The following is a 24,385-nucleotide window of genomic DNA, read 5'->3' as shown; positions in this document are numbered from 1 at the left end:
GCGTTTTCAATACATAACATAATTAGGTATTAGTAATATGATTCGCCAATGTGCCATCCTCTTCGGCTGTTTAGCCTTGGGGGAACTGATTGTTTTTCTTACGGGTATCAAGTTCCCTTCGAGTATCATCGGGATGCTGTTACTCACACTTTTTTTGAAATTAGGTTGGATAAAACTGCACTGGGTACAAGGAATGTCCGACTTTCTGGTTGCCAATCTGGGTTTCTTCTTTATCCCACCCGGAGTAGCACTGATGCTTTATTTTGACATTATCGCCGCAGAATTCTGGCCGATCGTCATCGCATCATTAGTCAGTACTGTATTAGTCCTTGTCGTCACCGGCTGGGTTCACCAATTAACACGTAAAATCAAATGAACTTCTTAGAAAACGAATTTTTCCTGCTGGCCATTACATTCGGGATATTCTTTCTGGCAAAGTTATTGCAGAAGAAGACAGGAATTATGTTACTTAATCCCATACTACTCACCATTGCCATACTTATCATTTTCCTGAAAATGGCAAATATCAGTTATGATACTTACAATAAAGGAGGATATCTGATAGAATTTTGGCTGAGACCTGCCGTAGTGGCTCTAGGTGTTCCTCTGTACCTACAATTGGAAACCATCAAAAAACAATTGTTACCCATCTTGTTATCACAATTGGCAGGTTGTATTGTGGGGGTGGTTTCTGTGGTTTTGATAGCCAAGCTGATGGGAGCTTCCGATGAAATTATATATTCACTGGCACCTAAATCCGTAACTACCCCGATAGCCATGGAGGTTACTAAATCTCTGGGAGGTATCCCCTCGTTGACGGCAGCAGTAGTAGTATGTGTCGGACTGCTGGGCGCCATACTCGGAGTAAAAACCTTGAAAATGACCCATATCGGCAGTCCGATGGCACAAGGTCTCTCACTGGGAGCGGCAGCCCATGCGGTAGGTACTTCAACAGCAATGGACATCAGCCGCAAATACGGGGCATTCGCCAGTCTCGGATTGACTCTGAACGGAATTCTTACAGCATTATTAACTCCAACCATTTTAAGATTGTTGGGATTACTCTAACAAAATCGCTCTATTTTTGTTATTTATAAATGTAACAACATAAAAAAGAACCTATGATTCAATTTAAAGATATCGAACTACAAGACAAGGAACTTATTACATCCTATACTTTAAACAGCCCTCGACAAAATTGTGACCTGTCATTCTCCAACTTATGTAGCTGGCGTTTTCTATACAACACGAAGTTTGCCATTCTTGACGGATTTCTGTTACTGAAGTTCTGGGCAAACGAAGAACCGGTGTACATGATGCCTATCGGCAACGGTAATTTAAATAAAGTACTGGAGACATTAATAGAAGATGCACACCGAGAAGAAGAACCTTTCTGCCTGCTTGGAATTTGTGCAGGAATGTGTTCTGAACTGGAGGCCTTCATGCCGGGAAGATTTCAGTTTACAGAAGATCGTGATTATGCGGATTACCTTTATCTGCGCACCGATCTTGCCACGTTGGCCGGCAAGAAGTTTCAGGCTAAACGAAACCACGTCAACAAGTTCAAACGGACTTATAATTATGAGTATACTCCCATTACTCCCGACCGTATTCAGGAGTGTCTGGACCTGGAAGCTGAATGGTGCAAGGCGAATAACTGCGACCAGCACGAGGGTACAGGCAATGAACGTCGTGCACTGATTTATGCCCTCCATCATTTCAATGAACTGGGTCTGACGGGTGGCATTCTCCACGTAGATGGTAAGATTGCAGCATTCACTTTCGGCATGCCTATCAACCAAGACACTTTCGGAGTACATGTGGAAAAAGCGGATACCAATATTGAAGGCGCATATGCAATGATTAACTATGAGTTTGCCAACCATATTCCCGAACAATACGTTTACATTAACCGGGAAGAAGATTTGGGTATCGAGGGATTGCGCAAGGCCAAATTGTCTTACCAGCCTACTATTATTCTTCAAAAATACATGGCCTGTCTGAAAGATGAACCAGTGGAGGCTATTAAATGGTAAAAAAGTCATAGAATAACAAAATGATACGGGAAAAAGTAAAAAATTTGTGGAAGCTATGCTTTAACGATAGTGAGGAATTCATTGACATGTATTTCCGCCTACGTTACAACAATAATGTTAACATCACTATTGAAAGTGGTGATAATGTAATTGCCGCCCTACAAATGTTACCTTATCCCATGACTTTTGGCGGAACGGAAATCCATACGGCTTATGTTTCCGGAGCATGTACACATCCCGATTACCGCAACCGGGGAGTAATGCAGGAATTATTGTCGCAAGCTTTTATCAGAATGTTGCATAATAATGTAGCTATCTCTACATTAATTCCGGCTGAGTCTTGGTTATTCGATTATTATGCCCATAATGGTTATGCAACGGTATTCAATTATAATAAATTCCTTTTCAAAGTACCCCAAATCACTTCTCCTCAAAATACTCCGGTGCTAAAAATAACCGACAAATATAAAAATGAAGTATATGACTATTTTAACCGGAAATTGAGAGAACGTGATTATTGCATCCAGCACACTGAAACAGATTTTCGGGTTATCCTTTCGGATTTACAATTAAGCGGTGGACATGTTTTTACGTTAAACCATGAAGGTTCTATCGTTGCTTTAGCAATCGCCTATCCGGACAATCAAGGAAGGTGGCATATTGGAGAATTACTTTCGGATACTCCTGAAATAAGTTCATGGCTACTACAACGTATCTGTAAGGAAATAAAAATTTCAACACTTGAAGTGCTGACTCCTCCTGTTGCAGAAAAGGAAAATCACCCTTTGGGAATGGCACGTATCATTAATGCCAAAGCTATATTACAACTGTATGCCAGTATACATCCTGAATTAGAGCTCAACATTTTGTTAACAGATGAACAGATAAGCGCCAACAACGGGCATTATTATCTGAGCAATGGCAAATGTATGAATAGTACCAAGCGTCTGCACAGCAGCCACCTGGCACTCACTATCGGTGAACTCACCGAAAAAATATTCATAGCATCACGCCCATATATGAGCCTGATGCTTAACTAATTCTGTTAAAGTCCACTGAAATCGACTCCCTCGAATACCAAAGAAGGTATACGCCATGATGAAGACATACGCGGATCATTACCTACCGCCACTAAAGAAGCCCAAAGGGTAAGCATATTACCGGTAACATTCATTTCATTAACCGGCTGAGTCAATTTTCCGTTTTCAATCAGGAAGCCTTCGATACCGTATGAAAAATCACCGGAGCTACTGTTACAGTTGCCTCCATTGAAACCGGTAACCAAAATACCTTTTTGAACATCCGCCACCAAAGCTTCCAAAGTTTTGCTACCCGGTTTCAATACCAGCAAAGAAGGTGAATTGACAGTAGGTGCTACCCCCATCTTCCTGGAATTATAGGTATCAATGAAATAGGTCTTCAACACACCACTCTCAAATATAGAACGGCGTTCGGTTGCCACACCTTCACTATCAAAATAGCGTGCTCCATTGGCACCAATGGTATGCGGTTCATCCATCAAATTCAAAATATCGGCACCAACTTTTGTGTTCAGTTTATCAAGCAAAAAAGAATTTTTCTGCTGAAGGCTACTCCCATAAAGAGCACTCAACAACGGGCTAAGCATATTTCCCGAATTCATAGGATCAACAACCATGGTATATTTACCGGAAGCAACCTTCTTTTGTCCCAGTTTCTTCAATACACGCTCCAATGCTTTTGTTCCGACACCGGACTTTATCAGTTTATCATAGAACAAAGCCGAATCATACCAATAAGAAGAAGGGCGGGCTTCACCTTCACCTTTCACCGCAATGTCGGCAGAAACCGAAAACCAAGTCGATTTGGACTCACCTTCAAAACCATTACTTGTCAAACGGTAAGCGGCATTCTCACCATCGCTATATGAACTAGCTACCGATATGATACGTTCATCCTTTCCCAAGACTTCCTCGGCAGCCGCACGTGCAATAGCTACTTTATCATCAGGATTTACGGTATAGAATTTATTATCAAACAATTGCAAATCGGGTTTACCTCCTTTATAATATCGGGAGGGATCGGGTAATACTCTGGCATTATCTTCTGCCAGATAACGTGTAGACTCGATACCATTCGCAATGAAAACTTCAAGCTCCTTCTTATCCAGACGATTGGTAGAGTAAGAGCCAAATCTGCCATCTACAAACAGACTTATACTCAATCCGCTTTCGGAGGCTTGCTGTAATTTATCCATCTTAGCGTCGCGCAATTCAAACGAAGCATTTGAATTGGAATACAACACCAACTTTGCAGCCTGGCAACCGTTCTTCAAGGCATAATCCATTGCCCATTGTGCCAGTTTTTTATTATTATCTGTAATCATGTCTTTAATTGAAAATTGAAAATTGATAATTGATAATAAAAAAAGTATTCTCAAGTGTTCATTACCAATTATTCATTAATATTTAACTTTCTCCTCCTACAGTCAACTTGCTGACTAATGCCGACGGCATACCGCAAGTTACCGGACAAGCCTGCCCGTCTTTACCGCAAGTCCATGTACCATTATCAATCTTATCATTGTTCGCCACCATAGTAATATCTGCCAAAGCCTTCGGACCGTTACCAATGATATTGATATCTTTAATAGGCTGTGTCAACTTACCATTTTCAATCAAGTAACCGGATTTTACAAAGAATGTAAAGTCACCGGCTCCAATCTGAACCTGCCCATTGGTGAACTGGTCCACATAAATACCATTCTTCACAGTAGAAATAATATCTTCTTCCTTCATATTTCCAGCTTCCATATAGGTTGCACGCATACGCGGAATAGGCATGTTACGGAATGTATCGCGGCGCCCGTTCCCGGTAGGAGCTACTCCATAGTGTTTTGCACTGATACGATCGTGCAAGTAACTAGTGAGAATACCTTCTTTCACAATATACGTTTTTTGTCCTTCTATCCCTTCATCGTCGAAATTCACTGAACCACGATTGAAAGGAATAGTACCGTCATCCACTACATTGATATGTTCGTTACAGACTTTCTTACCAAGGAGATTACAGAAAATAGAGGTCTTTTTACGGTTGAAGTCAGCCTCAAAAGCGTGACCGATAGCTTCATGCAACAAGATACCCGAACCACCTGCCCCCATTACAACCGGCATTTCACCACCTTTGGGTTTCACGGCCTTAAAAAGGATAGCAGTGTTGTCTACTGCTTCACGGGCTATTACTTCTATAATATCATCCGTCAGGAACTCAAATCCTTTACGATAAGAACGGGAAGCCATACTATTCTCCATCTTGCCATCTTCTTCCATGATACATACCGCTATCAAAGACACCATTGGACGATAGTCATAATAAGTGACACCCTCTGAATTACAAAAAAGAACATGTGAAGTGCTATCCATCAGATAGGCCTGCACTTTTCTTACCCGCTTATCCAAAGCGAATATCTTTTCGTTCATTTTCTCCAGATAAGGGATTTTAGCTTTCACGCTTACGTCCTCCCAAGGTTCAGCAATGGCATAGCGATTTTTCGTGATTTTTTTCTCAGTCAACCCGACAGGTTTGCCTGCCTTGCCGGAGGAAGCGATACGGGCAGCAGTACGCGCCGCGCGCAACATCTCATCCAAGGTAACCCCTTCTACATAAGCATAGCCGCTCTGGTCTCCCGCCAGCACACGTACCCCCATACCAAAATCAATGTTGGCACCGCAATTATTCACTTTGCCATCCATCAGGCTCACATCATTGTTAAAGGTATGTTCAAAATAAAGATCTACATAATCACCCCCTTTTTCCAAAGCAGTAGTCATGACTTTCTTTAAATCAGCTTCCGTAACACCAAAATGATGCATAGCTGCAATGGAAGCAGACTTATTGTCGCTCCCTCCCAAAGTTCCCCGAACTGACGCAGGCATAGCAAACGATGGCATGGCAAGCGTTCCCAATACTGCCAGACCTCCTGCCCGCAAAAAATTCCGTCTATCCATTTTCCTCAAGTATTATAATTTAAATATTCTCAGTTTATACACAGGATAACCTTCGTTTCATCCCCAAAAACAAAGTGTTTAAACTTCTTTCGTTAACAAACTTTCCAGTTCCTCCGCATTCAGCCTCAGATAGAATTGTCCTTTATATGCCACGGAAATAGAGCCTGTTTCTTCAGACACAATAATAGCGTGCGCATCCGACACTTGTGATATCCCCATAGCAGCCCGGTGGCGTAATCCCAGTTCTTTCGGGATATCGAGATTATGAGATACCGGCAAAATACATCCGGCTGCTTTAATCCGTTTCTTGCTGATGACCATTGCTCCATCGTGCAACGGGCTGTTCTTAAAGAAGATATTCTCTATCAACCGTTGGTTTATATCCGCATTAATAACCTCACCCGTACGTACTACATCATCCAAAGGCATATTATGCTCGATAACAATCAATGCGCCTACCTTCTGTTTCCCCATACTGATACATGCCATCACCACTGGCATTATCTCTTCGTGCTCCATTTTCTCTTTCTTGTTTCCCGTAAAGAAACGTACCAAGGCGCTAGCGTGCTGGTGTGAACCCAACGTAAGCAGAAAACGTCGTATCTCGTCCTGAAACAAAATAATCAACGCCAATACTCCCACACTGACTAATTTGTCGAAAATAGATCCCAACAGTTTCATTTCCAAAACCTGGGAAACGACCAGCCAAATCAAAATAAACACAAGGATACCCGTAAATACATTGATGGAACCGGATGCTTTCATCAGCTTATATGTATAATAAAGCAGAAAAGCTACCAACAGAATATCTATAAAGTCTTTTATTCCAAATTCAAAAAACATATATATTAATTTACGATTTGACGATCTATAATTGAGTTCACCTCAGTTTATCACTCTATCACCTTTTCTCTTTCTTTCCTCATCGCCTCTACTATTTTCACTGTTTCCACGGCCTCCTTTACATCATGCACACGGAGAATATCGGCACCTTTCATCAGACAGATAGTATCCAGTACGGTAGTACCGTTCAATGCTTCTTGAGGAGTGGTACCCAACAAACGATAAATCATGGATTTACGGGAGACGCCAACCAATAAAGGCAATTCAAACACACGAAATTCTTCAAGATGGGACAACAATTCATAATTATGCTCTACTGTCTTACCAAAGCCAAAACCGGGATCCAATATGATATCTTTCACTCCTAAATCACGTAATTGCTGCACCTTACGGGCAAAATAAAGAAATACTTCTTTCAACAGATTACCATAATGTGGGTTCTTCTGCATATTTTGTGGCGTACCTTGCATGTGCATCATTATATAAGGCACATTCAACTCTGCAACCGTCCGGAACATGTCTGTATCCATTTCTCCGGCAGCAATATCATTGATGATTGCCACCCCAAACTCTTCGACACACATTCTGGCGACATCAGCTCTGAAAGTATCTACCGAAACAACTGCATCGGGACAAACTCTACGAAGCACAGACAGCCCCATACGTAGCCGCTCCATCTCTTCTTGAGGAGACACATTTTCAGCATTGGGGCGCGAAGAATAAGCACCAACGTCAATAATACCGGCACCTTCTGCAAGTATCTGTTCCGTCCGTCGGGATATTTCGACTTCTGTCTGCATACGACTACTGGCATAAAAAGAATCAGGAGTTATATTAAGAATGCCCATTACACAGGGAACAGACAAGTCCAGTAACAAGCCATTGACATTTATATATTTGGGGTTTAATGTTTCCATGAATAATTCTGGTTTTTCTCATTTGCAAATGTAAACAAAAAAGCTGTCACAGAGATATAAAGTTCCAAAATTAAACTATCTTTGCACGGAATGTACAAAGATAGTTTATGAAAATAAGCAAAAAACATACTCCTACTATTATCCTATATTATATTTTGTGCATTTTATTCACATTATGTAGTATGCAGATCAAAGGACAACAAAAAGATGCAAGTCTAGTCTATAATGTTGACAGTGTACTATATACCTATTATCTTAGCTGTAAAGCTGAAACGACCTCTCCCATTGTACTACAAATGACCGATACCTTGTTTCATATGTCCGGCGAGAAGAAAGACTTACGAATGCAAGCGGTAGCTTTATGTACCAAGTTGGATTACTACTATTTTCAAGGAACTAATAAAGATTCTATATTCCATTACGTAAATATTGTAAAAAAGTTTGCCAGAAAAACAAATCAGCCCAAATATTATTACTTTGCCTGGAGTAAGAGACTTATCAATTATTATATCAAAAACCAACAATATAACATAGCCCTCTATGAAGCCGACCGAATGATGAAAGAGGCAGAACAGGAAAAGTATCCTGCAGGAATAGCTAATGGTTATAACATATTAAGCTCTATCTATCAAGCCAAAGGGTTGTCCAGACTTGCTGCTGAAAATAGAGAAAAAGAAATAGAAATTATCCTGAAATATAATATTGACACCTATAATCTGGGAAACATTTATACAATCTTAGCTTCATATTATTGTGACTTGAGACAATTGGATAAAGCAGAAAACATCTTAAAAAAGGCAGAGAACCATTTATTCAGTAACACACAAGAATTCTCTTTTTATCTGAGATATTTCGATTATTACTTGACGACCCATAATATACCCCAGGCCAAAGAATATCTACAAAAAGCCAAACAGTTAATGAATACTCAAAAAGAAATCTCTAAAATCGGGTATACCTACTATCAAAAAGAGCGGGATTTCTATTTAGAGACACAACAATATACCAAAGCATTGGTTACTCAGGAATATATCATGAAGAAATATCCCACATTAGCAACCAACCCGAAAGAAATTCAAACAATGGCATTCATTCATAACAAAACAGGTAATCTATCACAAGCCATACAATACTATCAAAGGTATATTCAATATATCGATTCACTGAATATAGTCAATGCTGATATCGCAACAGGCGAATTTGCAGCCATGCTAGGAGTAGAGCGCTTGAACGTAGAGAAGAGTGAACTACAACAAGAAATTCAACGACGCGATTTACAGAACAAACAACGTATCATCATTTTCCTGATTATCCTACTTATTCTCAGTAGCATCATTTTCTATCGTGAGCATCTGCTTAATAGTAAATTACGACTCTCGCAAAAGCAACTATCTGCTAAAAACAAAGAATTGCTTGATTCCGAACTTGAATTAATTCATGCTAAAGAACAGGCTGAAAAGGCCAGTATGATGAAAACCGAGTTTATCCAAAATATGAGCCACGAAATACGTACTCCTCTGAATTCTATCGTAGGATTTTCACAAGTACTTAGTGCTATACATAAAACAGATGAAGAAACCCAAGAATATGCCAGTATCATCGAACAGGGAAGTAATAATCTGCTTCAACTGATAGACGATGTACTAGATATCTCAAGCCTTGACAGTGGTACAGAGATTTCCACCACTGAAGTGGTAAACATAGCGGCATTATGCAGGGAATGTATCACTAAAACAACCTCACATATTATTCCGGAAGTCAGTCTATGTTTACAGAATAAACAGGAGGAATTTTATATGCACACCAACACCAAACGCCTGTCTCAAATTCTACTCCACCTGCTGAAAAATGCTGCCAAATTTACTCACAAAGGTAGTATTACTCTTGCTTGGCACACGGATAGTGAACACAAATACATTACTTTTAGTGTTACTGATACAGGCATCGGTATACCTGCTGACAAACAACAGTTTGTGTTTGAGCGTTTCAGTAAAATAGATACCTTTGTACAAGGTACCGGTTTAGGGCTTCCCATCGGTCGAATCTGCGCCGAGAAAATGGGTGGAAGTCTGGTTCTTGATCCGGACTACACCGAAGGTTGCCGTTTCTTGCTTCGTCTACCATTGAAATAATCAATCTTTTTAATTGGAATTAAAAAGATAAATTATCACCGAGAGATACTACCTTATTAATGAATTAAAAACTATATCTTTGTCAAACTTTAAACGAATTGAAAACAATAAAAGATCATGGATATAGCATCTATTTATCAGATATTCCTGAAATGTACCTGTGTCACAACCGATAGCCGTAATTGTCCCGAAGGCTCACTATTTATCGCCCTGAAGGGTGAAACATTCAATGGAAATGTTTTTGCCGCGAAAGCGCTGGAGGCAGGAAGTGTTTATGTTATTGTGGACGAAGCTGAATATGTGCCGACAGGACATACACATTATATATTAGTGGACAATTGCCTACACACCTTGCAACAACTGGCCAATTATCATCGTCGGCAACTTGGGACCCGTATTATAGGTATCACCGGCACCAACGGGAAAACGACTACTAAAGAGTTGATATCCACCGTTCTTTCGCAGACCTACAACGTGCTGTTCACACAAGGGAACCTGAACAATCCAATCGGTGTACCTCTTACTTTACTTCGCCTGAAAGCTGAACATGACCTTGGTGTAGTAGAAATGGGTGCAAGCCATCCCGGAGACATCAAAGAGTTGGTAGAAATAGCCGAACCCGATTATGGTATCATCACCAATGTAGGAAAAGCCCACTTGGAAGGTTTCGGCTCATTCGAAGGTGTCATCAAGACCAAAGGGGAGCTATACGACTTCCTGCGTCAACGGAAGAACTCGATTATATTCATCCACCACGACAATCACTATCTGAGGGAAATGGCACGGGGATTAGACCAGTTACCCTATGGAAACGAAGACGGGCTATACATCAATGGGCACGTCACAGGAAATTCTCCTTATCTGACTTTTGAATGGAAAGCCGGAAAAGAAGGTGAACTTCACGAAATACAGACGCAACTTATCGGTGAATATAACTTTCCCAATGCGCTTGCCGCAGTTACCATCGGACATTTCTTTGAGGTGGAGTCTGCTAAGATTGATAAGGCGCTACGTGAATACACACCGCAAAACAATCGCTCACAATTGAAAAAGACAGCAGACAATACTTTGATCATCGATGCCTACAACGCCAATCCAACCAGCATGATGGCATCCATCATCAACTTCCACAATATGCAGGCCGAACACAAGATGCTGATCTTGGGAGATATGCGCGAACTGGGGAAAGACAGCACAGAAGAACATCAGAAAATAGTAGATTTCTTGACCGAATGTAACTTTGAAGAAGTTATTCTGGTTGGTGAGTTATTTGGAGCTACTCATCATGCTTTTAAAACATACCCCGATGCCCCCGCATTAATAGCAGAGATACAAAGGGAAAAGCCCAACGGGAAGACTATTCTTATCAAAGGATCGAACGGAATAAAGCTCAGTACCGTAGTAGAATATCTATAAGATATCCCGACATATAACTTTTAAGGAAATATCTGTTTGCCATGTTCATAATAAAAAGCTCTTTCTTCCTTGCCCCGGGTATGATTTCTCAACCATAACAAAGCATTATCCGGTACGTTCTCATACATCAGCGAGGAAGAGACAGCTTTTTGCCAGCCAAGTGTCCTCCATCCCCTTTGCCCATCATGATAAAGTAATTCATAAGTATCACCCATACGTACGTAATTATCATCATTTCTCGGAATATATACCAAGCTTGAAATGGTTACCGACTTTCCATAATCAAGTACTACCTCACTACCTTTCCTTATATTCTTATAGAAACTGACCCAATCATCATCATTCACCGCCTTTAGTTTTTCTAACTCTTCACGTAATAATATCGTATCCGTCTCAATCTTTACAGGTTACCATTTATTTTGTACCAAGGTATCTTTATAGGTTCTATTTTTTACCTCCATTATCTTCATACAATCCAAACTTACTTAGATTTGCCTCTTATTCTTATCATAATAGGAGATAGTACTGTATTACAATACACTGTTATTGTTTTTTCAAAATATCCACTTCTTTCCGATTGGTATGAAATGTTTAAAACCAATACTATGAAAACAACAAATTTTATATAAATATTTTTTTGCATTTTATGATATTTTTCAACCTACTTCATCTCCACCTGCAGTACGAACACATTCTAAACATTTTTCTCCTGAAAAAGGATATTTGGGTTTACGTCCTATTACTGCGCCACACTCTAACATACCACCTACGACTGTTGGAGAACCCGAACAAGTTGCATAATAGACATTTGGATCATTTTCATTACTAAACTCTTTATAACATGTTTTAGTAGCCCACTCGACGCAGAGATCCTCATATTCAAGACCAGCCAATGCATCTAAATTCATCAATGACAACTCTGGTAATCTACTAGTTTCACTCATCTTACTATAAGTACTGAACACGATAACTATTACAAAAAACATAATAGTTGCAAAAAATAGTTTTCTTATTTGTAGTATAATTTAATGTTTATATATTTTATAAATATAAAAAATACAATGAAAAATATTTGTATATAAAACGTGAGAAAAACGTGAGAAAATCATGATTATTTTTTTTCATCTTCTATAATAACCAATTGATATCCACCTCTGTTCCTTACAGATATTATTTCCACCGAACAATCCACAAATAATTTCCTCAACTGCGATATGGCTGTCCTGCGACGTTCATTAAGCCCACAAGCCTCCAAAGGCCATGAACAGACCTCCGCTATATCTTTATGGGAAAGAAATCTATCCACAGATTTCATAAAAGCAATTAATAATAAACCATCTTGATGAGTACAGTGTATCTCTTTTCCTTTTAATCCTTTTAATGTTAAGACATGTTTTCGTACTGAGAAATAATAACTTCCGATAGAAAAACCCTCATCAGGCACACCTGCCAACGATGAGAAAATCTTTAAATATACATTTGATAAATTTTCCAATACACCCATAATACAGATTCTTAGGTTTTCAATATCCCAAAGATAGCTGTATTGCTCCCGACAAGGTTGTATTTATATCTCAATATCTATTAGTTTTGTATCAAAGCAGATCCTATGCTTTATTTTTTGCGTTTTTCAGCATCCTTGGCCGCAGGATGCAATAGCCAATCAATGATGCCAGTATAGCCCCCGTACTATTGGCTGCAAAGTCCAGCCAATCACCGCCACGATAGGTGGTACAATATTCTTGCAAAAGTTCAACGATTCCACTGAATATCACCGGACAAAAAAACGCACCGATCCATGCATGCCACAGAGGTACATGATCCCTTTTATGTGCCCGCAAGAATTCCAGCCAAAGCATACCGGAAAGCCCGAAGTACATGCAGATATGCGCCACTTTGTCAAGATTGGGGATCGTATTCAAATCTGTTGTAGGAGGTTTGAAAAATGACAAATAGATCACGGTTAGGATGATGACAAGCGATACGGGATATTTCTTAATATAATATAGCATAACTCAAATTATAATCAAATCGTATACAAATATATAGAGTATTTTCTATATTTGCACGTTTAAGTAAGTATTAATAACGAATTGAAAGAAAAAGCTACGTTTTATGACAAAAAATGACAGAGCCAACTTTGGAAGCAAACTAGGAGTAATTCTTGCATCAGCAGGTTCCGCGGTTGGTTTGGGTAACATCTGGAGATTTCCATTTGAAACAGGTAACCACGGTGGCGCTGCTTTTATCCTGATATACCTTCTCTGCGTACTTATTCTCGGCACTCCCATTATGATAGCCGAGTTTCTCATCGGACGCCGTTCCCGTGCGAACACAGCCGGTGCTTATCAGAAACTTGCCCCCAGTACCCATTGGAAATGGATAGGACGCATGGGTGTACTGGCAGGATTTCTCATATTGGGTTATTACTCCGTAGTGGCAGGTTGGACGCTTGAATTCATAGGAGAAGCTGCCACCAACAGCTTTGCCGGAAAATCGGCAACGGAATTTATCAGTTCCTTCGACAGTTTCGTCAGTAATCCTTGGCGTCCGGTAATCTGGTTGGTTTTATTCTTGCTGGCCACTCATTTTATTATTGTGAAAGGAGTGGAAAAAGGTATTGAGAAATCAGCAAAGATCATGATGCCGGTATTGTTTATCTTGTTGATTGTTCTTGCTATCTGTTCTGTTTCCCTACCAGGGGCAAGTGCAGGTATCGAATTTCTTTTGAAACCGGATTTCAGTAAGGTAGACGGTAATGTATTGTTGGGAGCTATGGGGCAGGCTTTTTTCTCTCTTAGCCTGGGGATGGGGTGTCTTTGCACATACGCGTCTTATTTCAGGACCGATACCAATTTATCCAGAACAGCGTTCAATGTAGCCGGTATTGACACAATGGTAGCTATTTTGGCAGGATTTATCATTTTCCCCGCCGCATTCTCCGTAGGTATCAAGCCCGATGCAGGTCCCAGCCTACTGTTTATTACCTTGCCTAATGTATTTCAACAAGCCTTCGGTGGTTTGCCTTGGCTCGCAATCACTCTTTCGCTGATGTTCTATATTCTATTAGCACTGGCAGCGCTTACCTCAACCATTTCATTACACGAGGTAGTAACAGCTTATCTGCATGAAGAATTCAACTTTACACGAGGAAAGGCAGCTAAATTAGTTACTGCCGGCTGCATATTTTTAGGAGTCTTCTGTTCACTGTCGTTAGGAATAGGAAAAGATTATACGGTTTTCGGAATGAATCTATTCGATCTGTTCGACTTTGTCACGGCCAAAATAATGTTACCGATGGGAGGTTTCTTTATCTGTATTTTCACAGGATGGTATCTGGACAAGAAAATTATCCGGGAAGAGGTGAGCAATAACGGAACACTGAGGGTACCCTTCTATAAACTCCTGATTGTTATATTAAAGTTTGTAGCACCTGTATGTATCGCAATCATCTTTATCAATGAGCTAGGCTTGCTGAAATAAAAAGATAATGAAAAACCCTCTAAAAGATTTCTCATACTTCTCCCGAAGAGAAAAGCAAGGTATTTTAGTACTTATAACAGGTATCATCCTAGTCTTTCTCACCGGATATATTTATACTTTCTTGCGGGAACATACGGCACTTTCCGATGAAGAAACACAGTTACAACTCTCTGCGGTAGAAGAATATGAAAGCTTTATTGCCTCTGTAAAAGAAAAAGATAATAAGCGGGAATATCATCCGTCCCGATATCCTATCAATCCATCCTCAGAAATTGTTTTGAAACCCTTCAACCCCAATACGGCAGACTCTGCCACTTTCCGGAAACTGGGTTTACCCGGATGGATGGTCAGGAACATTTTACGATACCGGAGCAAAGGAGGTAAATTCCGTAAAGCGGAAGATTTCAAAAAGATATATGGTTTAACCAAAGAACAATATGGATATCTCCTACCCTATCTCTATATAGCACCGGAAGATACAACGAGAAAGACGGTACAGTTATATAATGTTTCAATAACAAAAGACAGTACCAAAGTTTTACGCGAAACACCCTACAAATATCCTGCCGGTACTGTTATCAACCTAAATCTCGCTGACACTACCGAGCTGAAAAAGATACCGGGAATAGGTAGTGGTATCGCCCGGTTAATTACTGGTTATCGCCGAAGTTTAGGTGGTTTCTACTGCATTGAACAATTACAAGATATAAATCTAAACTACCATCAATTGGAGAATTGGTTCTATATCCAAGATAAAGACATTCGTCTGATAAATATAAACCATAGTGGGGTGGAACGCTTACGTAATCATCCTTATATCAACTTTTATCAGGCAAAAGCTTTTGTAGAATATCGTAAGAAAAAAGGCACACTCCACAATCTGAAACCGTTTACACTTTACGAGGAGTTTACAAAGGACGATTTAGAAAAAATCAGCCATTACGTCTGCTTTGAGTAGTAGATGACTCATCACACACTGCACCATCCTTCAGATGTATCGTACGATCTGTAATTTGGGCCAAACCTTCATCGTGGGTTACAATAACGAATGTCTGTCCGAAACGGCTACGTAAATCAAAAAAAAGTTGATGAAGTTCTTCTTTATTATGCGAATCCAAACTACCTGAAGGTTCATCAGCCAACACTACCGCAGGATGATTGATAAGTGCACGAGCAACAGCCACACGTTGTTTCTCTCCCCCCGAAAGTTCATTCGGCTTATGTGATGCACGCTCGGCAAGTCCCATAAATTCAAGAATTTCCGTAGCGGCATTTTTTGCCTCTTGTTGACCTTTCCCGGCAATGAAAGCAGGTATCATGATATTCTCCAAAGCTGTAAATTCTGGCAGTAACTGATGGAACTGAAAAACAAAACCGATATGCTGATTACGAAATGCGGAGAGCTCTCTTTCCTTCATCTGGTTAACTGGAGTGCTGTCAATCGTAACCAAACCACTATCCGGCATATCCAAAGTACCCATTATCTGTAATAAAGTAGTCTTACCCGCCCCACTAGGGCCTACAATACTGACAATCTCTCCTTTTTTTACTTCCATATCGATACCTCGCAGTACTTGCAAATTACCGAAACTCTTGGTTATATTCTCTAAGTGTATCACTGGATTATTTACTATTTGATGATTTACAATCTACTATTTAACAGTTTTCCCGAAGTACTATTACTACAATCTTTTAATCACATATTCAGCTAAATAACAACCAAAAACAGCCGGCATATAGCTTACTGTTCCACAAGTGGACTTCTTGTTCAACTCGTCTTCCGTCAGCAAAACTGCATTCGGATCAGCCTGTTCGGTACTGAAAACGACCGGAAGTTTCCGCTTCATCCCCATCTTCTGCAAACGCTTACGGACGGCTTTACTTAGTCCACAATGATAGGTATCCCATATATCAGCAAAACGTACCTGAGTAATATCACTTTTAGCTCCTGCACCCATGCTCGATACTATTTTTAGATGTCGCTTCATAGCTTCAGTTATCAGATAACATTTCGGAGAAAGCGTATCAATCGCATCTACAATAAAATCATACTTCTCGGCATCAAGTAGTTCAGGTATATTTTCATCTTTTAAAAAGATAGATAATACAGTCAGTTCCAATTCCGGATTAATGTCCTTGAAACGCGCTTCCAATATTTCTACTTTCTTCTTACCCACTGTAGAGTGTAGAGCCGGTAACTGACGATTTATATTGGTAGGTTGCACTGTATCGACGTCTACAATAGTCATTCTTCCGACACCTGCACGGCATATCATTTCGGCAGCATAAGCTCCTACTCCTCCCAAACCTACGACCAATACGTGTGCCCGACACAGACGTTCCATCTTTTCACGTCCTAATAGGATCTGTGTCCTTTGTTTCCAATCATCCATTAATTTTTCTTAAACCATTTATAAAACCAATTCCCTACTTTCTCGTAGTGCTGCGATTCGTTACTTCCTCGGGGATTAGAGAAAGAAAGAGTCTCCTGAGGCTCTCCCAATTGGTCGGGATAAAGTACAATCAGACTATTGTTAGAAAAATACTTACTTAACTGAGCTGGCAGTTTTTCAAAAGAACTATCATAAGAAATTGCCCCTCTACGTGCACTGATTACCACTAGCAAATGATCGTAGTTTACCTGACCGGTCAGAATCAGTAAATCACCCCAATCGTCCAGACGAGAAAAGTCAGTCAGAGTCTGTCCATATTTCTTCTTTACTAACGCTTGCAGATAAAAAGTAGTCTCCTCATTCGCAAAAAAATGTACCCGGCAACCCAATATTCCTCCCATCCGGCAGAAATGTTCCACCCATTTCTGGAAACCGGCTTCGTATTCAGCTTTAGGGGGCACAGCAATAATAATACGCCTTAAAGTATTAATCGGGATAAGGAACTTGGCAATCATCACTTCACGGTGTAACCCCTTCAACAGATTTTCGGCGAGCATACCAAAGAATGAATCCACAATATTCACCTTGCGGTGCAAACCGATAATGACATCTGTCACTTCATTTTCTTTTGCGGTATGGATAATACCTGATGCAATATTCAAATCATATCGCGTAATCTGCCGTAAAGAAACATCTGCCGAAGCCGTAATCATGGCAGCTTTTTCCAAATATCTCTTTCCACGTAACTCGGATCCTTCAGAGGTGTTATTATCATTGATTACATTCAGAGCGAGTAAGTTATCTTTCTGTTTAGGATCACGTATCAACAGAGACAAGTTTACCAAATATTCAATAGTCTCCGGATTGGCTACAGGAATTAATATTCTTTCCGCTTCTACCGTACGTTCTTCTTCCAGATGTGCCTCACACATGGCAATTTTACGAGCAGCACGTTCTGTTGTGAACGAACTCACAATACAAGTTACGAGAATAAGTAAGACTGTCCCATTCAATACATCTTCATTCAGCAAGCGTTCTCCACCCGGTAGAATAATATTATAACCCACCAACACAGCCGCCAATGTAGCGGCTGCCTGCGCATTACTCAGACCAAACATCAACTCCCGTTCAATAGCCGCCATCTTATAAATTTTCTGTGTCAACCAAGATGCAATCCATTTTCCAATCAATGCTACCGTTATCATGACAGCCGCCACTTTCAACGCATCACCATGCCCGAATATAACATGAACATCAATCAACATCCCTACGCCAATCAGGAAATAAGGGATAAAAAGCGCATTACCCACAAACTCCAGATGGTTCATCAACGGAGAAACATGAGGAATAAGGCGATTCAATACCAGTCCGGCAAGGAAAGCCCCCAGAATACCTTCCATTCCCACAAACTCCATCAATCCTGCTCCGAGAAAAACCATGGCAAGTACAAAAATGAACTGCATCACATTGTCGTCATATCTTCTGAAAAACCATCGTCCAATACGTGGAAAAGAGTACATGATAAGTGTTCCTAGAAATACCACCTTGATTACCAGCCAAAGCCAGAACAAGCCACCGGATTCGCCCTTGAACAAACCACCAACCACTGCCAATACCAACAAAGTAAGAGTATCAGTAACAGCCGTACCACCCACCGCAATACTTACACTACGATGACGGGACACACCGTAACGGATAACGATTGGATAGGCCACCAATGTATGAGATGCATACATACTTGCTAACAAGATCGACGTAACCAGACTATATTTCAAAATCATCATGTTGGTGACCATCCCTATACCTATCGGAATTATAAAAGCCAGTAAACCTAACATAACAGCTTTTCCCCGATTTTTCTTAAAGTCTCCCATATTCATTTCCAATCCAGCCAGAAACATGATATAATAGAGTCCTACTTTGCCAAACAACTGGAAACTACTATCCCGCACCAATATATTGAAACCATGTTCGCCAATAACTAAACCGGCTAAAATCATTCCGATAATATGCGGAATACGAAGTTTATTCAACAATATGGGAGCAAATAATATGATGAGGAGTACAAGGAGAAATATCCATGTAGGGTCGGTAATAGGAAGTTTTAAACTAAGGTCGAACCAATCCATAATACTGCAAGTTTTAGGTTTTAACTGCAAAATAACGAAAAAGTTTTCACTTTATGCGGTGTCATACAGCTATTTGTTATAAATTTGCAACCAAATCTATCTTTTTAGAGATTAATCTTTTTATAAACTTATTAAAAGCAAAAGAAAAATGAAAGTAGCTATTGTTGGAGCAAGCGGAGCCGTGGGGCAAGAATTCCTGCGAGTGCTCGATGAAAGGAATTTCCCGTTGGATGAATTAGTATTGTTTGGTTCTAAACGCAGTGCCGGAACTAAATATACTTTCCGCGGTAAACAGATCGAGGTAAAACTCTTGCAACACAACGATGACTTTAAAGGGGTTGATATCGCTTTCACTTCCGCAGGCGCAGGTACCTCTAAAGAGTTTGCCGAAACCATTACCAAATACGGAGCTGTAATGATTGACAATTCCAGCGCTTTCCGTATGGATACCGATGTGCCTTTGGTTGTCCCCGAAATGAATGCCGCTGACGCCAAAGATCGTCCGCGTGGCATCGTTGCCAATCCTAACTGTACTACCATCCAAATGGTGGTAGCGCTGAAAGCCATCGAACAGCTTTCGCATATAAAGACTGTACATGTCTCCACCTATCAGGCTGCCAGTGGTGCTGGTGCAGCTGCAATGGACGAATTATACGAACAATATCGTCAAGTATTGGCAGGAGAATCGGTCAAAGTTGAAAAATTTGCTTATCAATTAGCATTCAATCTAATTCCTCAGATTGACGTTTTCACAGAGAATGGATATACCAAAGAAGAAATGAAGATGTTTAACGAAACACGTAAAATTATGCACTCCGACATCAAAGTCAGCGCTACTTGTGTCCGTGTTCCTGCTCTCCGTTCTCACTCCGAAAGTATCTGGGTAGAGACCGAACGTCCTATTTCTTTGGAGGAAGCTCGTGAAGCTTTTGCAAATGGTGAAGGGCTGGTATTAATGGACAATCCTGCTGAAAAAGAATATCCGATGCCTCTATTCCTTGCTGGAAAAGATCCTGTTTATGTGGGCCGTATCCGTAAAGATCTTACCAATGAAAACGGATTGACCTTCTGGATTGTGGGTGACCAAATCAAAAAGGGGGCCGCACTGAACGCCGTACAGATTGCAGAATACCTGATTAAGGAAAATGCACTTGGATAAGTTATGTTAACTAAATAAAAATATGTCCAGACAGAGAATGATAACAAAAATCTGTTTGGACACTTTTTTATTATTTTTTGATCTTCCAACCGCCCAACCCTAATTCCACATTAATTATAAAACATTTGAGGTTCCTCAATATTTCAAAGAGTGAAATTCAATAAGTCCAGGCATCGGAGTTTCTTCTATAATAGTCAATTCTATCCCAAACTCACCGGCAACCTGCCGGAGAATGTTGGCATAACCATATGCCAGCGACCCTACAAACCGGATAGGGTAATTTTTGTAATCATACTGGCAAACATTTCTCGTAAAGAAACTGCGTAAATTACTTGTTATCAAACCATAGACATAATCGTCATCCGTATAATCAGCTAAAAAATAGGAGATAGTAGAAAGGAAACGATTAGGGAAGGGTCTATTATAAACAGATTCCATCACTTCACTAGGGCTGATACGGAATTTCTCAAAGAAATCTGTCATCACATTTTTAGGAGCAAGACCTTTTAAAACATCAGACAAAAATATTTTTCCTAAAACAGAACCACTTCCTTCGTCACCCAAAATATAACCACCGGCTTCAATATTCTTAACAATAAATTCACCATCATAAAAACATGAGCTAGAGCCAGTACCTAAAATACAGGCAATACCAGCCTCGCATTTAAATAAACTACGAGCAGCAGCAAGGAGATCGCTTTCCACCTGGATAGGTGTTTTGAATTGTGCTACTAATGATGCTTCCAATACATTCTTTTTTTCATCAGATGTGCATCCGGTACCATAATAGTAAACTTGTTCTATTTTTTTTCGAAAAAAAATCTCCGGTAAACCTAAACGTACATTTCGACTAATCTCCCTTCGTGTTTGATAAAAAGGATTTATACCTTCAGTGAAAGCGCGCTGAATTAAATGATTGTCTTCAACCAAAGCCCATTCAGTTCTTGTAGAACCACTCTCCGCAATCAATTTCATAGGTGTAGCTAGTTTTAGAATTAGATACAAATATATTGTTTTTTTATTTCCAATCGATCATTCTTTCGAAAGTTTCTCCATTAATAAATATACTTCACCATAATCTCAATATTTTTAAGAATACGATGAATTTTCAGTTTGCCGTAAATTAAAATTGATAATCTCCAAAATGCCTCAATAAGTGTTTCTCTGATATTAAAATAAAATCTATCTTTGTTGCATAGAAATTTCCCTTACATAATACTATCATGAAAAAACTGCTACTATTAATCATCCTGCTATATAGTTCATTACTGTGTCAAGCACAAAAATACCGGGTGATTTTAGGTAATGAACAGACATCTGACTACTTTCCTATCTTGAGAAATAAGAGAATTGCAATCTTCTCCAACCACACAGGAATGATTGGCAATAAGCATCTATTGGACATTCTACTGGAAAATAAATTCAATGTAGTAGCTATTTTTTCACCGGAACACGGATTTCGAGGAAGTGCCGACGCTGGTGAACATGTTTCCAGCTCGGTAGATAAAAGAACTGGAGTACCCATCCTGTCACTCTATGATGGAAAGTTAGGAAAACCAAGTAAAGTCTCTATGCACAAATTTGATATTCTGGTTGTGGATATTCAAGATGTCGGTTTGAGGTTTTATACCTACTATGCATCTATGTGTCGACTGATGGACGCTTGTGCAGAGTACAATCGTAAAATGTTGATACTGGATCGCCCTAACCCAAACGGACATTATGTGGATGGTCCCATATTGGATATGAAGTACAAATCAGGTGTAGGTTGGTTACCTATTCCCATTGTACACGGCATGACATTGGGAGAATTAGCATTGATGGTAAACGGGGAACACTGGTTACCGGGATCACGCGTATGTGACGTAACTGTTATTCCATGTAAAAACTATACGCACCAGACCATGTATAAATTACCCGTCCCACCGTCCCCAAACCTGCCAAACATGAAATCAATCTATTTATATCCGTCAACTTGCTATTTTGAAGCGACTCCAGTAAGTCTGGGTAGAGGTACCCCGCTTCCTTTCCAAATTTACGGACATCCTAATATGACAGGATATAGTTACAGTTTTATCCCTAAAAGTATGCCCGGAGCAAAAAATCCGCCTCTACTCAATAAACTCTGCCACGGTGTAAATCTTAGTAATATGAGTGATGAAGAAATATGGAAACGCGGTGTAGACTTAAGTTACATAATTGATGCTTACCATAATTTGAATATGGGTAACCATTTCTTTAGTTCATTCTTTGAACGACTGATAGGGACTGATTATGTACGTAAGATGATAGAAAATGGGAAAAGCGCCGACGAAATAAAAGCGATGTGGAAAAATGATGTTGAAAAGTTCAAGGTACAACGTAAGCCCTATCTGCTTTACGAAGAATAACCGGAGATACGATTTGAGTATTTACGACTAAAAGATGAATATATGAACCCGTTATCCGTTATCATTACCCTTGTCGCCTACTTCGCAATACTTTTCACTGTATCTTATATTACAGGTCGAAAAGCAGATAATGCAGGTTTCTTTGTTGGTAATCGTAAGTCCTCCTGGTATGTAGTGGCCTTTGCCATGATTGGAGCCAGTATTTCCGGAGTAACCTACGTTTCCGTACCGGGTATGGTGGCGGCAAGTAGTTTCGGTTACCTCCAAATGGTACTTGGATTTGTTGCCGGACAATTGATTATCGCATTTATACTGACACCTTTATTCTACCGGATGAAACTGATATCCATCTACGAATTTCTGGAAAACCGTTTTGGAATGTCTTCATATCGTACGGGAGCTTGGTTCTTTTTTATCTCTAAAATGCTGGGAGCTGCCGTACGCCTGTTTCTTGTCTGCCTGACTTTACAACTATTGGTGTTCCAACCCTTCGGGCTTCCATTCATATTAAACGTAGCTATCACCGTAGTATTGGTATGGCTCTACACTTTCCGTGGTGGAGTTAAATCGCTGATTTGGACAGATTCTTTGAAAACCCTCTGTCTAATAGTGTCCGTAGTACTTTGTATTTATTATATCGCTTCCGGTTTAAATCTTACATTCACTGGCATGGTCAATATAGTTACCGACAGTAAACTATCACGTATCTTTTTCTTCGACGACATCAACAGTAAACAATACTTCTTCAAACAATTCCTGGCAGGTACATTTACCATGATTGCCATGACCGGGCTGGATCAGGATATGATGCAACGTAACTTGAGCTGCAAGAACTTCAGAGATTCACAAAAGAATATGATTACCAGTATCATTTCACAGTTCTTCATAATTCTGTTGTTCTTGATCCTGGGGGCATTACTTTATACATTTGCCAATAGTGAAGGTATTCAGATAGAGAAGAGTGATGAACTTTTTCCCAAAATAGCAACAGGTAACTATTTCCCCACCATCGTCGGAATTCTATTTATCATAGGATTTATATCTTCCGCTTATTCGGCTGCCGGTTCCGCACTGACAGCACTCACTACTTCATTCACAGTAGATATTCTCGGTACAAAAGGAAAAACAGAAGAAATAATCGTAAAGATACGTAAACGGGTACATATAGGTATGGCGATAATAATGGGGATCACTATTTTCATATTCAACTTGTTGAATAATACCAGCGTAATCGATGCCGTATATATTTTGGCAAGTTACACTTATGGCCCTATTCTCGGTTTGTTTGCTTTCGGTATCTTTATGAAGCAACAAGTACGGGATAAGTACATACCATTAGTAGCCATTATCTCCCCCATTCTCTGTTTCATTTTACAAATGAATTCGGAAGTATGGTTCAACGGCTATCAATTTAGTTACGAACTGTTAATATTCAATGCATCGTTTACTTTTATCGGGCTTTGCATATTGATTAAGAAAAATAAAACGAACAATTAGCTTA

23 protein-coding genes and 1 pseudogene are annotated in these 24,385 nt (G+C 39.9%); 11 read left to right on the top strand and 13 right to left on the bottom strand.

Features of this window, described 5'->3' with window-relative positions:
• Window positions 1-37: 37 nt before the first annotated feature.
• From DXC10_RS03265 to DXC10_RS03250, 4 genes are read left to right on the top strand one after another with little or no spacing between them, the layout of a single operon-like run.
• A complete protein-coding gene (locus DXC10_RS03265; RefSeq protein WP_101542293.1) occupies window positions 38-376 on the top strand; it encodes a CidA/LrgA family protein in 339 nt (112 codons plus the stop codon).
• Window positions 373-1,068, top strand: a complete 696-nt coding sequence (locus DXC10_RS03260) for an LrgB family protein (protein WP_101542292.1) — start codon at window positions 373-375, stop codon at window positions 1,066-1,068. Before DXC10_RS03265 ends, DXC10_RS03260 begins: the two co-directional genes overlap by 4 nt.
• Before the next feature lie 53 nt (window positions 1,069-1,121).
• Window positions 1,122-2,036, top strand: coding sequence for a DUF2156 domain-containing protein (locus DXC10_RS03255; RefSeq protein ID WP_101542291.1), 915 nt, complete (start codon window positions 1,122-1,124; stop codon window positions 2,034-2,036).
• A 20-nt stretch (window positions 2,037-2,056) separates the two neighbouring features.
• A complete protein-coding gene (locus DXC10_RS03250; RefSeq protein ID WP_101542290.1) occupies window positions 2,057-3,076 on the top strand; it encodes a GNAT family N-acetyltransferase in 1,020 nt (339 codons plus the stop codon).
• Between the two features lie 5 nt (window positions 3,077-3,081).
• On the opposite strand, the gene DXC10_RS03245 is transcribed toward DXC10_RS03250, so the two are convergent.
• The 4 genes from DXC10_RS03245 to folP all read right to left on the bottom strand — a co-directional run bounded on the left by DXC10_RS03245 (window position 3,082) and on the right by folP (window position 7,782).
• Window positions 3,082-4,401, bottom strand: a complete 1,320-nt coding sequence (locus tag DXC10_RS03245) for a TldD/PmbA family protein (protein ID WP_101542289.1) — start codon at window positions 4,399-4,401, stop codon at window positions 3,082-3,084.
• A gap of 82 nt (window positions 4,402-4,483) precedes the next feature.
• Complete coding sequence (locus tag DXC10_RS03240) at window positions 4,484-6,022, bottom strand: TldD/PmbA family protein (RefSeq protein WP_117737320.1); 1,539 nt, start codon at window positions 6,020-6,022, stop codon at window positions 4,484-4,486.
• A 78-nt stretch (window positions 6,023-6,100) separates the two neighbouring features.
• On the bottom strand, window positions 6,101-6,865 hold the full coding sequence (gene cdaA / locus DXC10_RS03235) for a diadenylate cyclase CdaA (protein WP_101542287.1): 765 nt from the start codon (window positions 6,863-6,865) through the stop codon (window positions 6,101-6,103).
• A 50-nt stretch (window positions 6,866-6,915) separates the two neighbouring features.
• Entirely contained in the window at window positions 6,916-7,782 is an 867-nt protein-coding gene (folP, locus tag DXC10_RS03230; RefSeq protein ID WP_117737319.1) for a dihydropteroate synthase, read from the bottom strand.
• Window positions 7,783-7,964: 182 nt separating this feature from the next.
• Here folP and DXC10_RS03225 point away from each other — a divergent pair, with 182 nt between their 5' ends.
• Window positions 7,965-9,914, top strand: coding sequence for a HAMP domain-containing sensor histidine kinase (locus DXC10_RS03225; protein WP_233519857.1), 1,950 nt, complete (start codon window positions 7,965-7,967; stop codon window positions 9,912-9,914).
• 117 nt (window positions 9,915-10,031) lie between these two features.
• Window positions 10,032-11,330, top strand: a complete 1,299-nt coding sequence (gene murF, locus DXC10_RS03220; RefSeq protein ID WP_117737318.1) for a UDP-N-acetylmuramoyl-tripeptide--D-alanyl-D-alanine ligase — start codon at window positions 10,032-10,034, stop codon at window positions 11,328-11,330.
• A gap of 20 nt (window positions 11,331-11,350) precedes the next feature.
• On the opposite strand, the gene DXC10_RS03215 is transcribed toward murF, so the two are convergent.
• The 5 genes from DXC10_RS03215 to DXC10_RS03195 all read right to left on the bottom strand — a co-directional run bounded on the left by DXC10_RS03215 (window position 11,351) and on the right by DXC10_RS03195 (window position 13,342).
• Window positions 11,351-11,677: a hypothetical protein gene (locus DXC10_RS03215; RefSeq protein WP_117737317.1), complete on the bottom strand. Its 327-nt coding sequence runs from the start codon at window positions 11,675-11,677 to the stop codon at window positions 11,351-11,353.
• A gap of 134 nt (window positions 11,678-11,811) precedes the next feature.
• Window positions 11,812-11,973, bottom strand: coding sequence for a DUF1573 domain-containing protein (locus tag DXC10_RS16680; protein WP_101542282.1), 162 nt, complete (start codon window positions 11,971-11,973; stop codon window positions 11,812-11,814).
• 13 nt (window positions 11,974-11,986) lie between these two features.
• Window positions 11,987-12,274: a hypothetical protein gene (locus DXC10_RS03205; RefSeq protein ID WP_101542281.1), complete on the bottom strand. Its 288-nt coding sequence runs from the start codon at window positions 12,272-12,274 to the stop codon at window positions 11,987-11,989.
• 167 nt (window positions 12,275-12,441) lie between these two features.
• Window positions 12,442-12,834 (bottom strand): helix-turn-helix domain-containing protein, encoded by a 393-nt coding sequence (locus tag DXC10_RS03200; RefSeq protein WP_117737315.1) that lies wholly within the window; start codon window positions 12,832-12,834, stop codon window positions 12,442-12,444.
• A 103-nt stretch (window positions 12,835-12,937) separates the two neighbouring features.
• Window positions 12,938-13,342 (bottom strand): hypothetical protein, encoded by a 405-nt coding sequence (locus tag DXC10_RS03195; RefSeq protein ID WP_117737314.1) that lies wholly within the window; start codon window positions 13,340-13,342, stop codon window positions 12,938-12,940.
• Between the two features lie 103 nt (window positions 13,343-13,445).
• Between DXC10_RS03195 and DXC10_RS03190 the strand changes: the two genes are divergently transcribed.
• Window positions 13,446-14,813, top strand: a complete 1,368-nt coding sequence (locus DXC10_RS03190) for a sodium-dependent transporter (protein WP_117737313.1) — start codon at window positions 13,446-13,448, stop codon at window positions 14,811-14,813.
• Between the two features lie 7 nt (window positions 14,814-14,820).
• Window positions 14,821-15,771 (top strand): helix-hairpin-helix domain-containing protein, encoded by a 951-nt coding sequence (locus DXC10_RS03185; protein ID WP_101542277.1) that lies wholly within the window; start codon window positions 14,821-14,823, stop codon window positions 15,769-15,771.
• Here the strand turns inward: DXC10_RS03185 and DXC10_RS03180 are convergent.
• The 3 genes from DXC10_RS03180 to DXC10_RS03170 form a co-directional block, all read right to left on the bottom strand.
• Window positions 15,746-16,432, bottom strand: coding sequence for an ABC transporter ATP-binding protein (locus DXC10_RS03180; protein WP_117737312.1), 687 nt, complete (start codon window positions 16,430-16,432; stop codon window positions 15,746-15,748). The genes DXC10_RS03185 and DXC10_RS03180 overlap by 26 nt on opposite strands.
• A gap of 63 nt (window positions 16,433-16,495) precedes the next feature.
• On the bottom strand, window positions 16,496-17,206 hold the full coding sequence (locus DXC10_RS03175) for a ThiF family adenylyltransferase (RefSeq protein ID WP_101542275.1): 711 nt from the start codon (window positions 17,204-17,206) through the stop codon (window positions 16,496-16,498).
• Entirely contained in the window at window positions 17,206-19,335 is a 2,130-nt protein-coding gene (locus tag DXC10_RS03170) for a cation:proton antiporter (protein ID WP_117737311.1), read from the bottom strand. The genes DXC10_RS03175 and DXC10_RS03170 overlap by 1 nt, the downstream gene beginning before the upstream one ends.
• Before the next feature lie 148 nt (window positions 19,336-19,483).
• On the opposite strand from DXC10_RS03170, the gene DXC10_RS03165 reads away from it, so the two are divergent.
• Window positions 19,484-20,494, top strand: coding sequence for an aspartate-semialdehyde dehydrogenase (locus tag DXC10_RS03165; RefSeq protein ID WP_101542273.1), 1,011 nt, complete (start codon window positions 19,484-19,486; stop codon window positions 20,492-20,494).
• Between the two features lie 110 nt (window positions 20,495-20,604).
• On the opposite strand, the pseudogene DXC10_RS03160 reads toward DXC10_RS03165, so the two are convergent.
• Window positions 20,605-21,469 (bottom strand): annotated as a pseudogene (locus DXC10_RS03160) (hypothetical protein).
• Window positions 21,470-21,717: 248 nt separating this feature from the next.
• On the opposite strand from DXC10_RS03160, the gene DXC10_RS03155 reads away from it, so the two are divergent.
• Together DXC10_RS03155 and DXC10_RS03150 are read left to right on the top strand one after the other, a co-directional pair.
• Window positions 21,718-22,884, top strand: a complete 1,167-nt coding sequence (locus DXC10_RS03155) for an exo-beta-N-acetylmuramidase NamZ domain-containing protein (protein ID WP_101542271.1) — start codon at window positions 21,718-21,720, stop codon at window positions 22,882-22,884.
• A gap of 42 nt (window positions 22,885-22,926) precedes the next feature.
• Window positions 22,927-24,381, top strand: coding sequence for a sodium:solute symporter (locus DXC10_RS03150; RefSeq protein WP_101542270.1), 1,455 nt, complete (start codon window positions 22,927-22,929; stop codon window positions 24,379-24,381).
• Window positions 24,382-24,385: the final 4 nt, after the last annotated feature.

Source organism: Bacteroides sp. OM08-11 (genome assembly GCF_003438665.1).
In the GTDB taxonomy this organism is placed as follows: domain Bacteria; phylum Bacteroidota; class Bacteroidia; order Bacteroidales; family Bacteroidaceae; genus Bacteroides; species Bacteroides cutis.
The sequence above is the reverse complement of the archived record's forward strand: the minus strand, read 5'-3'. Positions and strand labels throughout refer to the sequence as shown.

Bases quoted from the DNA above. Each gene is read 5' to 3' on its own strand.
- DXC10_RS03170 (WP_117737311.1), bottom strand. From the start codon at position 19,335: ATGGATTGGTTCGACCTTAGTTTAAAACTTCCTATTACCGACCCTACA.
- DXC10_RS03150 (WP_101542270.1), top strand. From the start codon at position 22,927: ATGAACCCGTTATCCGTTATCATTACCCTTGTCGCCTACTTCGCAATA.
- DXC10_RS03200 (WP_117737315.1), bottom strand. From the start codon at position 12,834: ATGGGTGTATTGGAAAATTTATCAAATGTATATTTAAAGATTTTCTCA.
- DXC10_RS03260 (WP_101542292.1), top strand. From the start codon at position 373: ATGAACTTCTTAGAAAACGAATTTTTCCTGCTGGCCATTACATTCGGG.
- DXC10_RS03155 (WP_101542271.1), top strand. From the start codon at position 21,718: ATGAAAAAACTGCTACTATTAATCATCCTGCTATATAGTTCATTACTG.
- DXC10_RS03195 (WP_117737314.1), bottom strand. From the start codon at position 13,342: ATGCTATATTATATTAAGAAATATCCCGTATCGCTTGTCATCATCCTA.
- DXC10_RS03245 (WP_101542289.1), bottom strand. From the start codon at position 4,401: ATGATTACAGATAATAATAAAAAACTGGCACAATGGGCAATGGATTAT.
- folP (WP_117737319.1), bottom strand. From the start codon at position 7,782: ATGGAAACATTAAACCCCAAATATATAAATGTCAATGGCTTGTTACTG.
- DXC10_RS03225 (WP_233519857.1), top strand. From the start codon at position 7,965: ATGCAGATCAAAGGACAACAAAAAGATGCAAGTCTAGTCTATAATGTT.
- DXC10_RS03190 (WP_117737313.1), top strand. From the start codon at position 13,446: ATGACAAAAAATGACAGAGCCAACTTTGGAAGCAAACTAGGAGTAATT.
- DXC10_RS03185 (WP_101542277.1), top strand. From the start codon at position 14,821: ATGAAAAACCCTCTAAAAGATTTCTCATACTTCTCCCGAAGAGAAAAG.
- DXC10_RS03240 (WP_117737320.1), bottom strand. From the start codon at position 6,022: ATGGATAGACGGAATTTTTTGCGGGCAGGAGGTCTGGCAGTATTGGGA.
- DXC10_RS03165 (WP_101542273.1), top strand. From the start codon at position 19,484: ATGAAAGTAGCTATTGTTGGAGCAAGCGGAGCCGTGGGGCAAGAATTC.
- DXC10_RS03175 (WP_101542275.1), bottom strand. From the start codon at position 17,206: ATGGATGATTGGAAACAAAGGACACAGATCCTATTAGGACGTGAAAAG.
- DXC10_RS03265 (WP_101542293.1), top strand. From the start codon at position 38: ATGATTCGCCAATGTGCCATCCTCTTCGGCTGTTTAGCCTTGGGGGAA.
- DXC10_RS16680 (WP_101542282.1), bottom strand. From the start codon at position 11,973: ATGCAAAAAAATATTTATATAAAATTTGTTGTTTTCATAGTATTGGTT.
- DXC10_RS03250 (WP_101542290.1), top strand. From the start codon at position 2,057: ATGATACGGGAAAAAGTAAAAAATTTGTGGAAGCTATGCTTTAACGAT.
- DXC10_RS03205 (WP_101542281.1), bottom strand. From the start codon at position 12,274: ATGAGTGAAACTAGTAGATTACCAGAGTTGTCATTGATGAATTTAGAT.
- murF (WP_117737318.1), top strand. From the start codon at position 10,032: ATGGATATAGCATCTATTTATCAGATATTCCTGAAATGTACCTGTGTC.
- DXC10_RS03255 (WP_101542291.1), top strand. From the start codon at position 1,122: ATGATTCAATTTAAAGATATCGAACTACAAGACAAGGAACTTATTACA.
- cdaA (WP_101542287.1), bottom strand. From the start codon at position 6,865: ATGTTTTTTGAATTTGGAATAAAAGACTTTATAGATATTCTGTTGGTA.